The sequence below is a fragment of the Bdellovibrio sp. SKB1291214 genome (assembly GCF_002209355.2).
In the GTDB taxonomy this organism is placed as follows: domain Bacteria; phylum Bdellovibrionota; class Bdellovibrionia; order Bdellovibrionales; family Bdellovibrionaceae; genus Bdellovibrio.
In genome coordinates this window covers 2,656,936-2,672,533 of the sequence record NZ_CP106855.1, presented here as the reverse complement: position 1 = coordinate 2,672,533, position 15,598 = coordinate 2,656,936, and the positions used below count along the sequence as shown (strand labels likewise).

The following is a 15,598-nucleotide window of genomic DNA, read 5'->3' as shown; positions in this document are numbered from 1 at the left end:
TTCTGCAGAGCAGTACAAAAAGGAAACTGTTACCTAAAGGTTTCTTCGGTATTGGCCGCCGACTTCGTAGAGGGCCGTCGTCATTTGGTAAAGACTGCAGTATTTTGCGGCCTTCATCAATGAAGCAAAGATGTTGCCGCCGTTAAGGACGGTGTTTTTCAGTTCTTTCAATGCGGCTTCACCTTCGGTCTTGTGATCTTCATGGTATTTATGAACGTTATCAAGCTGTTGGTTTTTTTCTTCGTAAGATGCACGAGCTAGCTCAATTTTTGGAGGAACATAGTCCGCCGCCATGGTTTTTGGATCGATGAACGTGTTCACACCGATGATTGGCAATGTGCCATCATGTTTTAAGCGCTCATAGTACAATGATTCCTCTTGAATCTTAGAGCGTTGGTATTGAGTTTCCATCGCCCCCAACACGCCGCCGCGCTCGCTGATCTTTTTGAATTCATTTAGAACCGCTTCCTCAACCAAGTCCGTCAACTCATCCATGAAATAAGATCCCTGCATTGGGTTTTCATTCATGGTCATACCGAACTCGCGGTTGATGATCATTTGGATGGCCATTGCACGACGAACAGATTCCTCGGTCGGGGTCGTGATCGCTTCATCGTAGGCGTTCGTATGCAAGCTGTTGCAGTTATCATAGATCGCAAGCAACGCCTGCAACGTTGTACGGATGTCATTGAAGTCAATTTCTTGAGCATGCAGTGAACGACCTGATGTTTGGATGTGGTATTTCAATTTTTGAGAGCGATCATTCGCCTTGTACAGGTCGCGCATCGCCACCGCCCAAATACGACGAGCCACGCGGCCCAATACGGAGTATTCAGGATCTAGACCGTTTGAGAAAAAGAACGACAAGTTCGGCGCAAAGTCATCAACCTTCAAACCACGGGACAAGTAGTACTCAACGAACGTGAAACCGTTTGAAAGAGTAAACGCCAGTTGAGAGATCGGATTCGCACCCGCCTCTGCGATGTGATAACCGGAGATGGAAACAGAATAGAAGTTACGGATTTTTTGCTTCACAAAGTATTCCGCAATATCCCCCATCATCTTCAAAGCAAAGTTGATCGAGAAAATACACGTGTTTTGCCCTTGGTCTTCCTTCAAGATATCCGCTTGAACTGTGCCGCGCACTTGTTGAAGCGTCCAAAGAGCGATGTCGTTGTATTCTTCAGGAGAGACCTTGCGACCCAGTTCCTTTTCCTTCTTTTCAACTTGCTGATCAATCGCAGTATTAAAATAGAAGGCCAAAATCATTGGTGCTGGACCGTTAATCGTCATAGAAACTGAAGTATTTGGATTGATAAGATCAAAGCCTGCAAAAAGCTTTTTCATATCATTCAATGTACAGATACTGACACCGGACTCCCCGACTTTACCAAAAATATCCGGGCGTTGATCAGGATCTTGTCCGTACAAAGTCACAGAGTCAAAGGCCGTCGACAGACGATGAGCCGTTTCACCTTTAGTCAGGTAATGGAAACGACGGTTTGTTCTTTCTGGAGTGCCTTCACCTGCGAACATACGCTTAGGATCTTCATCCGCGCGTTTTAGTGGGAATACTCCCCCTGTGAATGGAAATTCACCAGGAACGTTTTCAAGTTTCAAGTAACGGAATCTATCACCCCAGTCCTTCATTTTAGGAACGACCACGCGGCGGATTTTAGTTCCGCTTAAAGATTCACGGGTTAAAGTTTGACGAAGTTCTTTGTCACGAACTTGGAATACAAGTTCGTCACCAGAGTAACGTTCGATCAACTTATCAAAGTTTTTTAAAGAATCTAATTCTTCGGCTGTGAATTCAGACTCAAGCTGCGCTTGAACTTTCTGAACTGTTTCAGCAGAAGTTCCAAGCATCGGAGCCAGCTTTTGAAGACTGCCAAGTTTAGAAGCCTCTTCCGCCAAAGCTTCTGTGCGTTTTTTGTATTTTTGAACCGTGGATACGATTTCTGCCAAATAGCTTTGACGATCTGCTGAAATGATTCCGTGTTCCTCTGCAGACAAAATGTTTGCGCGGAACGCAGGATCCACCAACCAGCGACCCGGTTGTTTTTCTTCTAAAACGTCAGCGATTCTAAAGAATAATTTATTAACGCCGCCATCATTGAATTGAGACGCTTGAGTTAAATAAACCGGGACCTCGACGGAATTATCGAAAATCTTGCGAGAGCGTCTATATTGCTTAGACACATCACGAAGAGCATCCAAAGCACCACGACGGTCGGCTTTATTCACGGCAATCAAATCCGCAAAGTCGATCATGTCGATTTTTTCCAACTGCGACTGAGCACCGAAATCAGAAGTCATTACGTACATAGAAATGTCGGAAACTTCAGTGATCGCCATATTGCCCTGACCGATACCGGAGGTTTCAGCGATGATGAAATCAAAATCAAGTTGACGAACGAATTTCAAGATTTCCGGGAGGCTTGATGCGATCTCACGGCCTGACCCACGCGAAGCCACAGAACGCATGAAAACCTTTGTGCGAGACAAAGAGTTCATACGAATACGGTCACCTAACAAGGAACCGCCGGTTTTACGTTTCGATGGGTCCACGCAGACAACCGCGATTTTTTTATCAGGATAAGCATTCAAGTAACGTTGAACCAATTCGTCGATCAAAGACGACTTACCGGCACCACCCGTACCTGTGATACCCAAAACCAACGGAGCTTGCTTAGCCTTGAATGAATCAAGACCATAAGAAGACAAAGAAACATCTTTGCTGCCGTTTTCAATAGCGGTTAATGCAACGCCAAGCTCTACAGATGGAACCGTGTCCCCTGAAAAGATGTTCTTTTTAGTTTTAAACTCTTTTTGTTTTTCTAAAAGATCGAAGTCGCAACCTTTTACGATCATCTCGATCATGCCTTCCAGACCTAAACGACGACCGTCGTCTGGATGGAAGATTTGGGAAATACCATAGGCTTCAAGTTCTTTCTTTTCGTCGTAAACGATAACTCCGCCGCCACCGCCATAGATTTGTACGTAGCCCGCCCCTGCTTCGTTCAAAAGATCACGCATGTATTTGAAGTATTCCATGTGACCGCCCTGATAAGAGCTGATGCACACGCCTTGCGCCCCTTCTTGCAAAACGGCTTTCACCACATCGCTGACGGAACGGTTGTGGCCCAAATGGATGACCTCTGCTCCCATATCTTGTAAAATACGGCGCATGATATTGATGCTGGCGTCGTGACCGTCGAACAATGCTGCGGCCGTGACAATTCTAACTGGATGCTTTGGAGTGTATGCCATAAAAACCTTATGTAACATCAGCAAGGATTTTCACCCCGCCGATAAGAACGACTCCGGCGGAGCCGGAGTGAGAAAAGCTATTGCCCTTTAAAAGCTGCTTTCCGTTTTTCGATAAAGGCACCCGTGCCTTCTTTAACGTCTTCTGTGTTGAAAAGTTCGGCGAAGATTCCTGCTTCGTTTTTCATCGCTTCTTCAACATCCAAATCCCAGCCTTGGTTGATCGAGCGTTTCGCCATACCAACTGCAATCGGAGCTTTAGACAAGATGGCTTCAACAGTTTTCATGACCGTTGCCATCAACTCAGCTTGGGGAACCACTTTGTTCACAAGGCCGTACGATAAAGCTTCTGGAGCTGTGATCATGTTGCCTGTGTAAGTCAGTTCACGTGCTTTCCGTTGACCGATAGCACGAGCCATTCGAACAGTGCCGCCGAAACCTGGGATCAATCCAAGGCTCACTTCTGGCAAACCGAATTTCGCATTTTCAGACGCATAAATAAAATCGCACCCCAGAGCCAACTCCAAACCGCCGCCCAAGGCAAATCCATTAACGGCTGCGATCACAGGAATTTTTAAAAGAGTGAGTTCGTGAAAAACGGATTGACCACGTTGTGCGAAGATCATGCCTTTTTCTTCATCCAAGGCGTTGATCTCTTTGATGTCAGCACCAGCAACGAAAGCTTTTTCGCCAGAACCCGTGATTACAAGTGCTCTTGCATCAACATACGGCATTTCGCCGATTTGACGAAGAGCTTCGCCCATTTCCTCAAGAACGGTGGAATTCAAAGCATTCAAAGCTTCCGGACGGTTGATCGTTAACAACCAAACGCCATTTGCTTTTTGCTCTAGAAGAAGTGTTTTATAACTAAAACCTGCCATAGTATTTAAATCCTATTTTTGAGAGTAGTCGTAGAAACCACGACCCGATTTACGACCCATCCAACCTGCTTCAACGTATTTCACAAGAAGTGGACATGGGCGGTATTTAGAATCACCCAGACCCTCATGAAGAACGTTCATGATCGCCAGGCATGTGTCCAGACCGATAAAGTCTGCCAATGTCAAAGGCCCCATAGGTTGGTTAGTACCCAACTTCATAGCGGAGTCGATGCTTTCCACGGAAGCGATACCTTCATGCAAAGTGTAAACAGCTTCATTGATCATTGGCATTAAGATGCGGTTTACGATAAAGCCTGGCATGTCTTTCACGCTTTCGACGAAAACTTTATCCATTTTTTCTGCCAAAGCTTTCACTGTTTTGAAAGTTTCATCCGAAGTTTGTAAACCACGAATGCCTTCAACAAGTTTCATCAAAGGAACTGGATTCATGAAGTGCATACCAGCCACTTTGTCAGGACGCTTTGTTACAGCCGCGATTTTAGTGATTGAGATTGAAGACGTGTTGGAAACCAGTAAAGCACCTTGTTTAACTGTGTTGTCTAAGTCTTTGAAAATTTTAAGCTTAAGATCAATGTTTTCTGTCGCAGCTTCAATCACGATATCGCAATCTTTAAGGCCTGCAGTTTCTTGAGTTGTCTTGATACGACCCAATAGGGCCGCTTTATCTGCTTCAGTCATTGTCGCCTTTTTGATCAAGCGATCACAACTACCAGAAATTGTCGCCATACCTTTTTCAAGAGAAGCGCCGCTCACGTCCATCATGACGACGTTGAAACCGAAGTTTGCTGCCACTTGAGCAATCCCGTTCCCCATTTGTCCCGCGCCCACAATACCGATCAATTTGATATCCATATACCACTCCGTGTTAAAATCCTTCGTAAAACTGAATTGTTCAAAATGGTCCAGGTGCAAGGCAGGGAGACATTTCCGCAGTGAGGCGTTACTTTACGTAAGCCCCAAGAGGGAAAGTTCCGACAACGAAGTCAGATGGACTATTTTCAACAATTCCTGCCATTTTTAGGTACTTTACTTTAGACCTGGGGTCAAAAGTTCTGGTCTTGAGAGGAGACTCCATGGAGCAGCACAATAAGGAATGCACTCGATAATTTTGTCCGTTCTTCCTATTTTTTTTGCAGCCTCTTCTGCTTACGCGGCTTTAGCGACCGATGCGAGTGCGGCCATTTCATTTTACCGAACAAAAGAGAGTCCTTTCTCCTCTGGCCAGGCGAGTCGAACGATTCTGGAAAGCAGACTCATTTCCACGCAAATCGAAAGCACTTACCGTGTTCGATGGGATCGTCGAGAATACGAACTCGAAGCCAAACAAATTCTGAAAGATATCCAAGTTGCAAAACTAGTTGATACCAACTCTGCCTGCCAGCTTTTGTCGTTGAATCGCAATGATTCCGGAGCCATTAAAGTTTTAAATGCAGGTGCGACGGTTGAGATTTTAGAAACTGATGATTACTGGGCGCGCGTTCGAACTTACAAAGACAAAGTTACCGGATGGGTTCCACTATCAATGCTAAAAAATCGCCACGATGATGTCGGCGTTTTTGTGAACATCATGGATACGTATTTACGTGGTGAAGCTCATAGTTTTGCAAAAGTGATTACCACAGTTCCCCGCTTAAGCCGTGTTCAGCCTTTAGGTTTTGAAAAAGGCTTTATGAAAATTTCCTTTAACAACATGGTGGGCTTTGTAGATGTGAATCACTTTGCTTCCCGTGCGGACTTTTCAAATTTGGCTTTCGTTGATAATAAATGGATTCCCATTACTCATCGAAATGGAGAATACTTGGTTTCCGCGCAACGTGCGCAAATCCCTTTGCAACGATCTTTAGGTTACGTCACCAGTAGCACTCGCGGAGTGGTCATTCGCGCAACACCGGGCGGCCCCCAATTGCTTTCAAGGGTGGAAATCACAAAGCCTGAAGCCAACATCTGGGCATTAAGCAAAGTGGATGGTCATGGCGAAGTTTGGTGGAAGCGCAATTCGGTTTCCCATGAAATAACTCCCGTCGCTGACAAAAACACAATTACGACGGATGAATTGATGAAGCGAGAAATTTACTCGATCGCTTTTGAAAACAAATCCTCGGTGCGGGGGATTGTCTCTGCCGAAGGTATTTACACGACGGAGGACGGCCTAACTTGGAAACAGATTCCTCAATTCGGAAAGCAAAACTACCCGGTTTACATTCATCCTAAAGGTCAGTGGTTTGTGGGTTCTTACAAATCCACGAACTTGGGACAAAGCTTTGAGCCCTTCATCCGTTGGGAAATCGTTGCAGATGCCATAGAGGCTTCCATTCACAGAAACCCAAAATTACTACGCCTGACGCAAATCGAGGCGGTTTCCCCTACGCAAATAATCATTAACGTGGATACGGGTTCATCAAAGATCAAACTGATGAGTTCACTGAGTGATTCAACTCATTGGACAGTTTTAAAAAAATAAATTTTTTGGTGGTTATTTTCCCTGTTTATAATTGGGATCGCGTTGATTATTCTTGGTTGGATCAACGACGCCGGAGTACTGCCCCTCTTTAAGACCTTCCATGTCGTTGGGAGTTTTTTTCTTCATGCCATTGTCGCCTTTGTCTTCGCCGATCATTCGATCCAAACCTGCTGGTTTATTATTTTGACCGCTTCCCATACAACACTCCTCAAGTTAATGTGGCAGCGGCCCCCCGAGGAGCCGCTGCAGCTCTTTTAATGCATTTTAATAACGACTTTGCGGTATTCGTCTTTGTTGAAATTAAAGTTCTTGTAGGCCTCAGGGCCCTCATCAATACGAATGCGATGACTGATGATCTCTTCCGGATTGATTTCGCCTTTAAGAATACGTTCCAAAAGTGGCGCCATATATCTTTGGGTATGCGTTTGGCCCATCCCAAATTTCAAACCTTTGGCAAAGGCTGCTCCGAATGGAAATTTATCTAAAAAGCCCGCATAGACACCGGGCACAGAAATCGAACCCGATTTACGACACGCCATGATCGCCTGGCGAAGCGCATCGGGTCTGTCTGTGGCAAGTCCCACCGCAGCTTTGGTACGATCCATAACGGCTGTTACGGAAGAGCCGTGGGCTTCCAATCCGACAGCATCCAAGCAAGAATCAGGACCCACGCCACCGGTGCGGAATTTGATTTCATCCAAGATTCCATCTTTCACGTCTTCGAAATTTATTGTTTCCGCACCTGCTGACTCGGCTAGTTTCAAACGATCATTGAAATGATCAATAGAAATCACTCGTTCAGCACCCAACATAAAGGCACAACGAATCGCCAACTGACCCACGGGGCCTGCACCCCAAATAGCGACTGTGTCACCGCGTTTGATGTTGCAGTTCTCGGCTGCCATATAAGCCGTGGGCAAGATGTCACTTAGGAATAGCACTTTTTCGTCGGGAATATCCTTAGGAACAACGATGGCGTTTGTATCCGCATAAGGCACGCGCAGGTATTCTGCTTGTCCCCCAGCATATCCCCCATACAGATGGGAGTATCCAAACGCCGCAGCGCCACCGTAACCATACATAGCATCAGCCATGTATCGATTGGGGTTAGAATTGTCACAAACGGAATAATCTTGGTTTTCGCAGTGGTAACATTTTCCACACCCAATATCGAACGCGACAACAATCTTATCGCCGACCTTCATTTTTTTTACTGCGGGTCCCACTTCTACAACTTCACCCATGTTCTCATGACCTAAGATATCTCCCTTTTGCATGGTCGGAACGTAACCATTATACAAGTGAAGATCCGAGCCACAGATAGCGGCCGTCGTAATTTTAATAACAACGTCATCAGGTCTTAAGATTCGCGGCATACTGACCGTGCGGACGGCAACCTCTTGGCGGCCTTCCCAACATAGTGCTTTCATAAAAAACTCCTTATTAATGTTTTAATTCTTTAGAATCTTCTTCACGACCACTTGGTTGGCCTTCGATGGTTGGCACGCTTCCGGTTTCGCAGAAAGCTTTCAGTCTTTGCAAATTTACTTTTGCTGTCGTATCCGCATCTTTACCGCCAAAGATTTTTTCAAAAGCAGCTAAGGCCCCGGTGAATTTGTTATCGTACTCCACTTTCATTTGAACAATGGTGCCGCGATTGGCTTGCGCTTTATCAAGCTTAATAACGATGGAATAATCAAATCCTGCAGAGTCATCCGCCTCCCAAGTCCAAGAACGCGCGGTACGGTCCTCTGTAAGTCTCATAGATAAACTGGAGCTTTCACTGGCCTTGCGAAATTGCCAAGAAGCTCGCAGCCCCTCCATTTCAACCTTCTCCAAACCTTCAAAGAATTGTGGAAGATTAGAGACATCCCCAACAAGTGCGGCCACCTCTTCAACTGATTTATTGATCGTCGTGCAGTGAGGAACTTTGCCGTCTTCGGGATTTCCGATTTTAGTTAGACGAAAGGGATTGGTTTTTTTTGATTTATTTTCCGTGGATCTTTGAAATTCATTTTCCATAAGTCATCTCCTATCCCGTGCAGTCTGAAAGGAATTAGAGAATAATTGAATTCCGAATTGTGTATTTTGATTTAGTACACAATACCTTGTGGATTCAAGACTTTCGGAGCGTTAAAAAACGAGGTACTTAGAACTAGAAACTTTCACCTTCATAATATTCTTCATCTGCTTTAGGGCGAAGTTATTTTCGGTGGAGGTGTTCGAAGCGATGCAATCAGAGGGAACGTGAACTTTATAGTCTTGCATATAGGCGTCATTCACCGTGAATAATACGCAGATATTTCCCGCTGCCCCCGTAATTATTAATTCTTTAGTGCCCAGTTCATCCAAAAGGGTCGGCAAATTGGTGTTATAGAAAGCCGAATGTCGAGGCTTTAAAATAAAATAGTCTTTTTCCGAGGGCTTTAACAAAGAACAGATTTCCCTGCCGAGACTTTCGGGAGCCGCACAGTGGTCATAGACTTGCTGCCAATTGGATCTCCACAACCCAAAATTATCGTTCACATAAATTATCGGAACACCTTTTTCCATGGCTTTTTTCTTAAGGGCCTGGATTTTTTTCGCTGCGGGCAAGGCATAGGAAACAAGTTTTTTACCGTCGGGAAAATCAAAACTATTGATCATATCCACGATCAGCAGTGCCTTACCATGATGAGCTTTGATTTTATTTGGCTGCATTTGCTGCCTCTTTAACGACAGTGATTTTTCCATTCGTTTCTAAGGTCGCAAAATCAACTTCTTTGATATCCTTGATTCCATGCTCTCTAAGACAGGAGGCAATTTCATCTAAGGTGATGAATTCGCGTCGGCAGATTTCAAAATCGAGTTGTCCTTTATGAATGATTCTTTTCGGTTCACCTTCTAACAGCTTTTCAACTTTCTTAGATTTGAATCCAAGAAAATCTATGAAGTAATTTCCCACCACGAATGTGGCTGCGCAAATTAATGCGGCACTTAAAGAGTTATCTCCGCCAGTGATCCCTGAACTGACGGATTCACTGATAATCAAGAGCAATACCAGATCGAAGGGCCCCATCTCGCCAATTTGTTTCTTACCCATGACCCGTATTAAAAAAAACACGGATGCATAGATGATCACAGCTCTTACTATATACTCATACCAAGGATGTTCTAGTCCCCACATCAGCACCACCTGCTTTCCAAAATAGCCACCATTGAGATATTGTCGACCCCGAACCTTTTAGATGTGTGATCTCACATACGGAATTTTACTCCATATTAAAGTATAGTGTTCGACATGATGGCGAAGAATACAGAACTCGTAAGAGCCACAAATGAAGGACTTTACTGTGAACCAGGCGGCTTTTATATCGATCCTTGGCGCCCGGTTGATAAAGCTTTGATCACTCACGGGCATTCCGATCACGCCCGTTGGGGTTCCAAGGAGTACCATGCCACAGAAAAATCCATTCCGATTTTAAACTTGCGGCTGGGAGCAGATTTACCAGTCACTCCCTATAAATTCGGTCAGAAATTTAAAATGGGAAATACGTGGGTGAGCTTTCATCCCGCCGGTCATATCTTGGGATCGTCGCAAGTTCGAATTGAATACAAAGACCAAGTCTGGGTGGCCTCGGGGGATTACAAACGCACACCCGATCCATCCTGCGACCCCTTCGAAGTTGTTCCGTGTGACACGTTTATTTCTGAAGCCACATTTGCATTGCCTGTTTACCAATGGGACTCCGGTGAAGTCACAGCCCAGAAAATTTATAATTGGTGGCAGGGCGATCAAGATCGGCCCTCGTTGATTTTCTGTTATGCTTTGGGGAAGGCACAAAGGATTTTAGCAGAGCTTACCAGGTTCACGGATCGCACGGTGTACCTTCATGGCGCTATGGAATCACTGACCCAAATTTATCGCGATGCCGGAATTAAAATGCTTCCCACAGCTTCTGTTCAGGATTTTGAAAAAGGTCATAGTTTTAAAGGCGACCTGATTCTAGCACCACCATCTGCACATCGATCCCCGTGGATGAAACGATTTAAAGAACCACAGACAGCCTTCGCATCAGGCTGGATGGCGGTGCGCGGGACGCGCCGTCGAAAAGGGTATGAAAAAGGATTCGTACTTTCTGACCATGCTGATTGGAACGAACTTAATCAAACGATCACGGAAACAAAAGCCTCCACCGTTTATTTAACTCATGGTCGTACTGATGTTTTGCAACGACACCTTGAAGAACAAGGAACCACGGTTAAATTATTCCACACCGAATATGAAGCCGAAGAGGAGGCTTCATGAAGGAGTTTGCAGAACTTTATGAAGAGCTTGACTCGACCACCTCAACCAATGAAAAGGTGGCGGCTCTTAGAAAATACTTTGAGCACGCAAGCCCTGAAGATTCGATGTGGACTTTAATTCTTCTGACTGGAAAGCTATCTCGCCGAACCATCACCTCCCGAACTTTGAATTCGCTTTTTCTGGCCAGTACTCATTATCCTGAGTGGTTGTGGGCTGAATGTCGGGACCACGTGGGGGACTCCGCCGAAACTTTAAGTCTGTTAGCGCACTCGCTTAAATTATGTCGCGAAGTTGCGCTCCCCCATCATAAATCCCTGTCTGAGTGGATGGAGGAAGAAATTCCAAATCTAGCTAAAATCAAAGATGAAGTCGAACAGGCAGATCGACTTTTAAAGATTTGGAAAAAGCTCACCACCCAAGAAGTTTACATCGTAAATAAATTAATCACCGGCGCCTTTCGCGTCGGTGTGAGTGAGAAATTGGTCATTCGTGCGCTTTCCGAAGTCTATGACGTTCCTACAGATCAAATAGCCCATCGCATGTCAGGCTCTTTAGAATCCGGCGCCGAAGCCTTTGAAAAAATCGTGTCCCAAGATACGGTCGCGGTCAGCTTTAGCCAACCGTATCCTTTTTGCTTGGCACATCCTTGGAATGAGCGCAGTGAAAAAAACTTTGACCCCTCAGAGTGGTGCATTGAATGGAAATATGATGGTATTCGTGCCCAAGTCATACGCCGCGAAAGCCAAACATGGATATGGTCCCGCGGCGAGGAAGACATCACGGCCACGTTCCCTGAACTGGCCGAAATATTCAGTGACCTTCCCGAGGGCAGTGTTATTGACGGAGAGATTTTAGTCTTTAAGGATGAGCGCATTTCTTCATTTCAAGCTTTGCAACGCCGCCTGGGCAGAAAAAAAGTATCCGCGCAAATGCTGAAAGAGTTCCCAGCAGGATTTATGGGATATGATTGCTTGGAAATTAACGGGCAAGACATCCGTCAAGAAACTTTGCGCGAGCGAAAAAAAAGCCTGGGCAAATTATTAAGTAAAATCAAAAGTTCACAAGTTAGAATATCCCCTGTGGTTGAAGCCACATCTTTAGAACATTTAAACGAACTTCGTAACAGCGCCCGAGATAAAGATTCTGAAGGTCTGATGATTAAATGGTGGGCTGGGATTTATTCTGTGGGCAGAAAAACCGGCAACTGGTGGAAGTATAAAGTCGATCCCTTAACTCTGGATGCGGTATTGCTGTACGCACAATCGGGTACGGGACGTCGCTCGAACCTTTACACCGACTACACGTTTGCTTTATGGAACGAAAATAAAGAACTCATTCCTTTTGCCAAAGCTTATTCGGGACTTGATCAGAAGGAGATCGATGAACTGGATGCGTGGATTCGTCGACACACCAAGGAAAAATTCGGCCCCGTCCGCTCAGTGACGCCAGAGCACGTATTTGAAATTGGCTTCGAAGGCATTGGTCCCTCCACGCGACATAAATCAGGAATCGCTGTCAGATTTCCGCGCATCTTGCGTTGGCGTAAAGACAAAAAGGTCGAGGATGCTGACACCTTGGATTCCGCACAAGAGTTATTAAAGGCAGTTAATGGCGAACCCTAAAAGTTTAAAACCAATTCACGATTTTTTTGCGGCAAAAAAATGGAAACCTTTTCCCTTTCAAGAACAAGCCTGGAAGTCTTATCTTGCAGGAGAGTCAGGGTTACTCCATGTTCCAACCGGCTCAGGTAAAACTTATGCTGCCATCATGGGGCCCCTCGCAAAAATGATGGCAGAGCCCCGACGGGGTCTTAAAGCCCTTTACCTCACTCCCCTTCGTGCTTTGGCGAGGGACCTGGAAACTGCCATTCAAGAACCCATTCAAAAAATGAATTGGCCCATCGAAGTGGTTTCACGCACGGGTGACACTACATTCGCGAAAAAGAAACGCCAGCTTACCAAGCCTCCGGATATGATGTTAACCACCCCGGAATCCTTAGCTGTGATGATTTCACAACCCGATGCCGAGGACTATTTTAAGAACCTACAAGTCGTGATCTTAGACGAGTGGCATGAATTGATGTCGAGTAAGCGCGGAAGTCTTTGTGAACTTTCACTTTCCTATTTACGCTCCATAAATCCCGAATTGCAAACTTGGGCGCTTTCCGCTTCCATCGGCAATCTTGAAGAAGCTGCCAGAGTGGCTGTCGGACGAGCGCAAGAACCCACTATTATTTCAGGAGGTTCGGATCGGAAGCTTGATTTAGAGTGTCTACTTCCCGAGAAGGTCGATCGCTTCCCTTGGGCGGGACACTTGGGATTTGCGTTGAAAGAATCTTTGCTGGAAGTCCTTGATCCCGAAGTTTCCACTTTGATCTTTACCAATACCAGATCCCAGGCCGAGCGCTGGTTTGAAGCCTTACTGCAAGCAAAGCCAGATATGGAAGAATTCATGGCATTGCATCACAGCTCTTTAGAAAAAGAAGAACGAGAAGCTGTGGAAGAAGGCGTCAAAAACGGCGATCTAAAATGGGTCGTCTGTACTTCGTCTTTGGATTTAGGTGTCGACTTCCAGCCCGTCGAGCGTGTTGTGCAAATTGGCTCACCAAAAATGGTCGCACGAATGATTCAAAGAGCAGGTCGCTCGGCCCACCGTCCCGGCGGAAAAAGCCGTTTGCTTTTTGTGCCCACCAACTCCTGGGAAATTCTAGAGCTTGAAGCCGTAAAAAAAGCAGTGAACGAAAAACTGACGGAACCACGCCGACCTTTAAAAAAACCACTGGATGTGTTGTTACAACATATGATGACCCTGGCCTGCGGGCCCGGTTTAAGAATGGATGAATTGCAGTTATCTCTAAAAGAAACTTTTTCGTTTTCTGAAATCACTCAAGAAGAACTGAACTGGTGCCGCCGCTTTTTAACCTTAGGTGGGGAAACGTTGCAGTCCTATCCGCAGTTTCATAAGCTGGTCATGGACGAAGAATCTGGAAAGTATCGCCCGGCCGATCCCCGCGTAGAAAAATTGCACCGCATGAGCATCGGCACCATCGTATCCCGACAGTCCGTTCAAGTCTCCTATACCAACCGCACACGCATTGGCTCGGTCGAGGAAAGCTTTATTTCGAAACTTAAAAAAGGCGACGTTTTCCAATTCGCAGGAAAGAAATTGGAGTTCGTACTTTTAAAAGACATGACTGCCTTTGTGAAGTCCAGTAAGGCACCTACAAACACAGTACCTTCCTGGGATGGCGGACGATTTCCTATCTCAGAAACGCTGGGACAGGTTTTCCGCGAGGTCTTGGGAGAAAAGCACCCCGGTCTGGATAGGTTTTTAAAACCTCTGCTGGGAACTCAAAGTGAAATGTCAGTACTCCCTTCGTCCGACACATTATTAATCGAAACTTGGCAATCAAAAAGGGGCTCGCACCTTTTCGTGTATCCTTTTGAGGGGCGCTCGGTTCACGAGGGACTGGCACAGCTTTGGGGCTATCGGTTCGCTCAGCGACAACCCACCACCTTTTCATTTTCCCTGAATGACTACGGTTTTGAAATGGTCGGTCCCGAAGATTATGATTTTAAAAATCTTTTTGATGATGATTTCTTTTCGGATCACGACTTGGTCGAAGAGATCGGCCAGAGTTTGCAAATCGGTCAATTAAGCCAACGACAGTTTAAAGAGATCGCACAAATTGCAGGATTGGTGTTCGTGGGCTATCCCGGGTCTCCAAAAACGGGTCGACAAATGCAGGTCAGCGCCTCTCTCTTATATGAAGTTTTTAAAAAACATGAACCTGGGAATTTATTGATTCGCCAAAGCTTTGATGAAGTCTTGGCAAACTCGCTGGAAAGCGGACGTATACGCAGGACTTTGCAACGAATGAGCAAAATGAAAACGGAGTGGATTGAACTGGAATCTCCGTCTCCCCTTTCATTCCCGTTGGTGGTTGAAAGTATTGCTGTCGGAAATCTTTCCAATGAAAGTTTAGAATCTAAAATCGCACGACTTAAAAAATCATGGGAAAAGAAAAATGATCATTCAGGCAGCTCAGCAAGACATTGAACTTTTGCCTGAACGGGCTTTTTTATGGCATGCAGAGCATCTGTTGGGACTTTCGGATCTGCATCTAGGAAAAGCTGAGAGCTATCAAGCAGCGGGTGTCCCTATGCCCTCCGGTGGACACAAGGATGATTTAAACCGTTTATCTGGATTAATTCACCGCTATGCCATCAAAAAAGTAGTGATCTTGGGAGATTGGATTCACAATCGCTATTCCTTAAGTGAGTTCGTGGCAAACGACCTTCATGACTTTTTCTATTCTCACAACCATGTGCACTGGACCCTGTTGTTAGGAAATCATGAAAAAGGCTCCCATGAAATTTTAAGGGCTATGCCATTTCACCTTGTGGAAGATGAAATACAAATGGGTCCGTTTTTACTCACTCACGGTCACAAAAATGCGCAATCTGAGCTTTTTCAAATCCAGGGTCATACTCACCCCCTTGTCTCCCTGCAACTGGGTCCCTTGCGCATGAAGCGCCCCTGCTTTGTTTTAGAAAAAAACTGCCTGACCATACCGGCGTTTGGCACGATGACCGGTGGGTATGTTGTGAAACGATCCGAGAGCAAAAGAATCTTTGCTGTAGGTGACGGCGATGTTTTCGAAATCGATTAAAGCCA

The 15,598-nt window shown here is 45.5% G+C and carries 13 protein-coding genes; 5 read left to right on the top strand and 8 right to left on the bottom strand.

Going from position 1 to position 15,598, the window contains the following annotated elements; all coding sequences use genetic code 11:
* Positions 1-33 precede the first annotated feature (33 nt).
* The 3 genes from icmF to B9G69_RS13195 form a co-directional block, all read right to left on the bottom strand.
* On the bottom strand, positions 34-3,273 hold the full coding sequence (icmF, locus tag B9G69_RS13205) for a fused isobutyryl-CoA mutase/GTPase IcmF (protein ID WP_088617079.1): 3,240 nt from the start codon (positions 3,271-3,273) through the stop codon (positions 34-36).
* Between the two features lie 77 nt (positions 3,274-3,350).
* Positions 3,351-4,151: an enoyl-CoA hydratase/isomerase family protein gene (locus B9G69_RS13200; RefSeq protein WP_088614506.1), complete on the bottom strand. Its 801-nt coding sequence runs from the start codon at positions 4,149-4,151 to the stop codon at positions 3,351-3,353.
* A gap of 12 nt (positions 4,152-4,163) precedes the next feature.
* The gene (locus tag B9G69_RS13195; protein ID WP_088614505.1) at positions 4,164-5,024 is read right to left on the bottom strand and encodes a 3-hydroxybutyryl-CoA dehydrogenase; all 861 of its coding nucleotides are present in this window, start codon (positions 5,022-5,024) and stop codon (positions 4,164-4,166) included.
* A 241-nt stretch (positions 5,025-5,265) separates the two neighbouring features.
* On the opposite strand from B9G69_RS13195, the gene B9G69_RS13190 reads away from it, so the two are divergent.
* Complete coding sequence (locus B9G69_RS13190) at positions 5,266-6,633, top strand: SH3 domain-containing protein (protein WP_254916760.1); 1,368 nt, start codon at positions 5,266-5,268, stop codon at positions 6,631-6,633.
* A 12-nt stretch (positions 6,634-6,645) separates the two neighbouring features.
* On the opposite strand, the gene B9G69_RS13185 is transcribed toward B9G69_RS13190, so the two are convergent.
* From B9G69_RS13185 to B9G69_RS13165, 5 genes are all read right to left on the bottom strand, one after another.
* Positions 6,646-6,831 carry a hypothetical protein gene (locus B9G69_RS13185; RefSeq protein WP_088614504.1) on the bottom strand — a complete coding sequence of 62 codons (186 nt, stop codon included), beginning with the start codon at positions 6,829-6,831 and terminating at the stop codon, positions 6,646-6,648.
* A gap of 56 nt (positions 6,832-6,887) precedes the next feature.
* Positions 6,888-8,063 (bottom strand): zinc-dependent alcohol dehydrogenase, encoded by a 1,176-nt coding sequence (locus B9G69_RS13180; RefSeq protein ID WP_088614503.1) that lies wholly within the window; start codon positions 8,061-8,063, stop codon positions 6,888-6,890.
* A gap of 13 nt (positions 8,064-8,076) precedes the next feature.
* Entirely contained in the window at positions 8,077-8,655 is a 579-nt protein-coding gene (locus B9G69_RS13175; RefSeq protein ID WP_088614502.1) for an SRPBCC family protein, read from the bottom strand.
* 111 nt (positions 8,656-8,766) lie between these two features.
* Positions 8,767-9,333 (bottom strand): cysteine hydrolase family protein, encoded by a 567-nt coding sequence (locus B9G69_RS13170; RefSeq protein ID WP_088614501.1) that lies wholly within the window; start codon positions 9,331-9,333, stop codon positions 8,767-8,769.
* Positions 9,320-9,799: a DUF421 domain-containing protein gene (locus B9G69_RS13165; RefSeq protein WP_088614500.1), complete on the bottom strand. Its 480-nt coding sequence runs from the start codon at positions 9,797-9,799 to the stop codon at positions 9,320-9,322. The genes B9G69_RS13170 and B9G69_RS13165 overlap by 14 nt, the downstream gene beginning before the upstream one ends.
* A gap of 114 nt (positions 9,800-9,913) precedes the next feature.
* Between B9G69_RS13165 and B9G69_RS13160 the strand changes: the two genes are divergently transcribed.
* The 4 genes from B9G69_RS13160 to pdeM are packed head-to-tail and all read left to right on the top strand — an operon-like array spanning position 9,914 to position 15,593.
* A complete protein-coding gene (locus B9G69_RS13160) occupies positions 9,914-10,921 on the top strand; it encodes a ligase-associated DNA damage response exonuclease (protein WP_217897662.1) in 1,008 nt (335 codons plus the stop codon).
* Complete coding sequence (locus B9G69_RS13155) at positions 10,918-12,543, top strand: ATP-dependent DNA ligase (protein ID WP_088614499.1); 1,626 nt, start codon at positions 10,918-10,920, stop codon at positions 12,541-12,543. The genes B9G69_RS13160 and B9G69_RS13155 overlap by 4 nt, the downstream gene beginning before the upstream one ends.
* Positions 12,530-14,980: a ligase-associated DNA damage response DEXH box helicase gene (locus B9G69_RS13150; RefSeq protein ID WP_265437780.1), complete on the top strand. Its 2,451-nt coding sequence runs from the start codon at positions 12,530-12,532 to the stop codon at positions 14,978-14,980. The genes B9G69_RS13155 and B9G69_RS13150 overlap by 14 nt, the downstream gene beginning before the upstream one ends.
* Positions 14,949-15,593 (top strand): ligase-associated DNA damage response endonuclease PdeM, encoded by a 645-nt coding sequence (gene pdeM, locus B9G69_RS13145; RefSeq protein WP_088617329.1) that lies wholly within the window; start codon positions 14,949-14,951, stop codon positions 15,591-15,593. The genes B9G69_RS13150 and pdeM overlap by 32 nt, the downstream gene beginning before the upstream one ends.
* Positions 15,594-15,598: the final 5 nt, after the last annotated feature.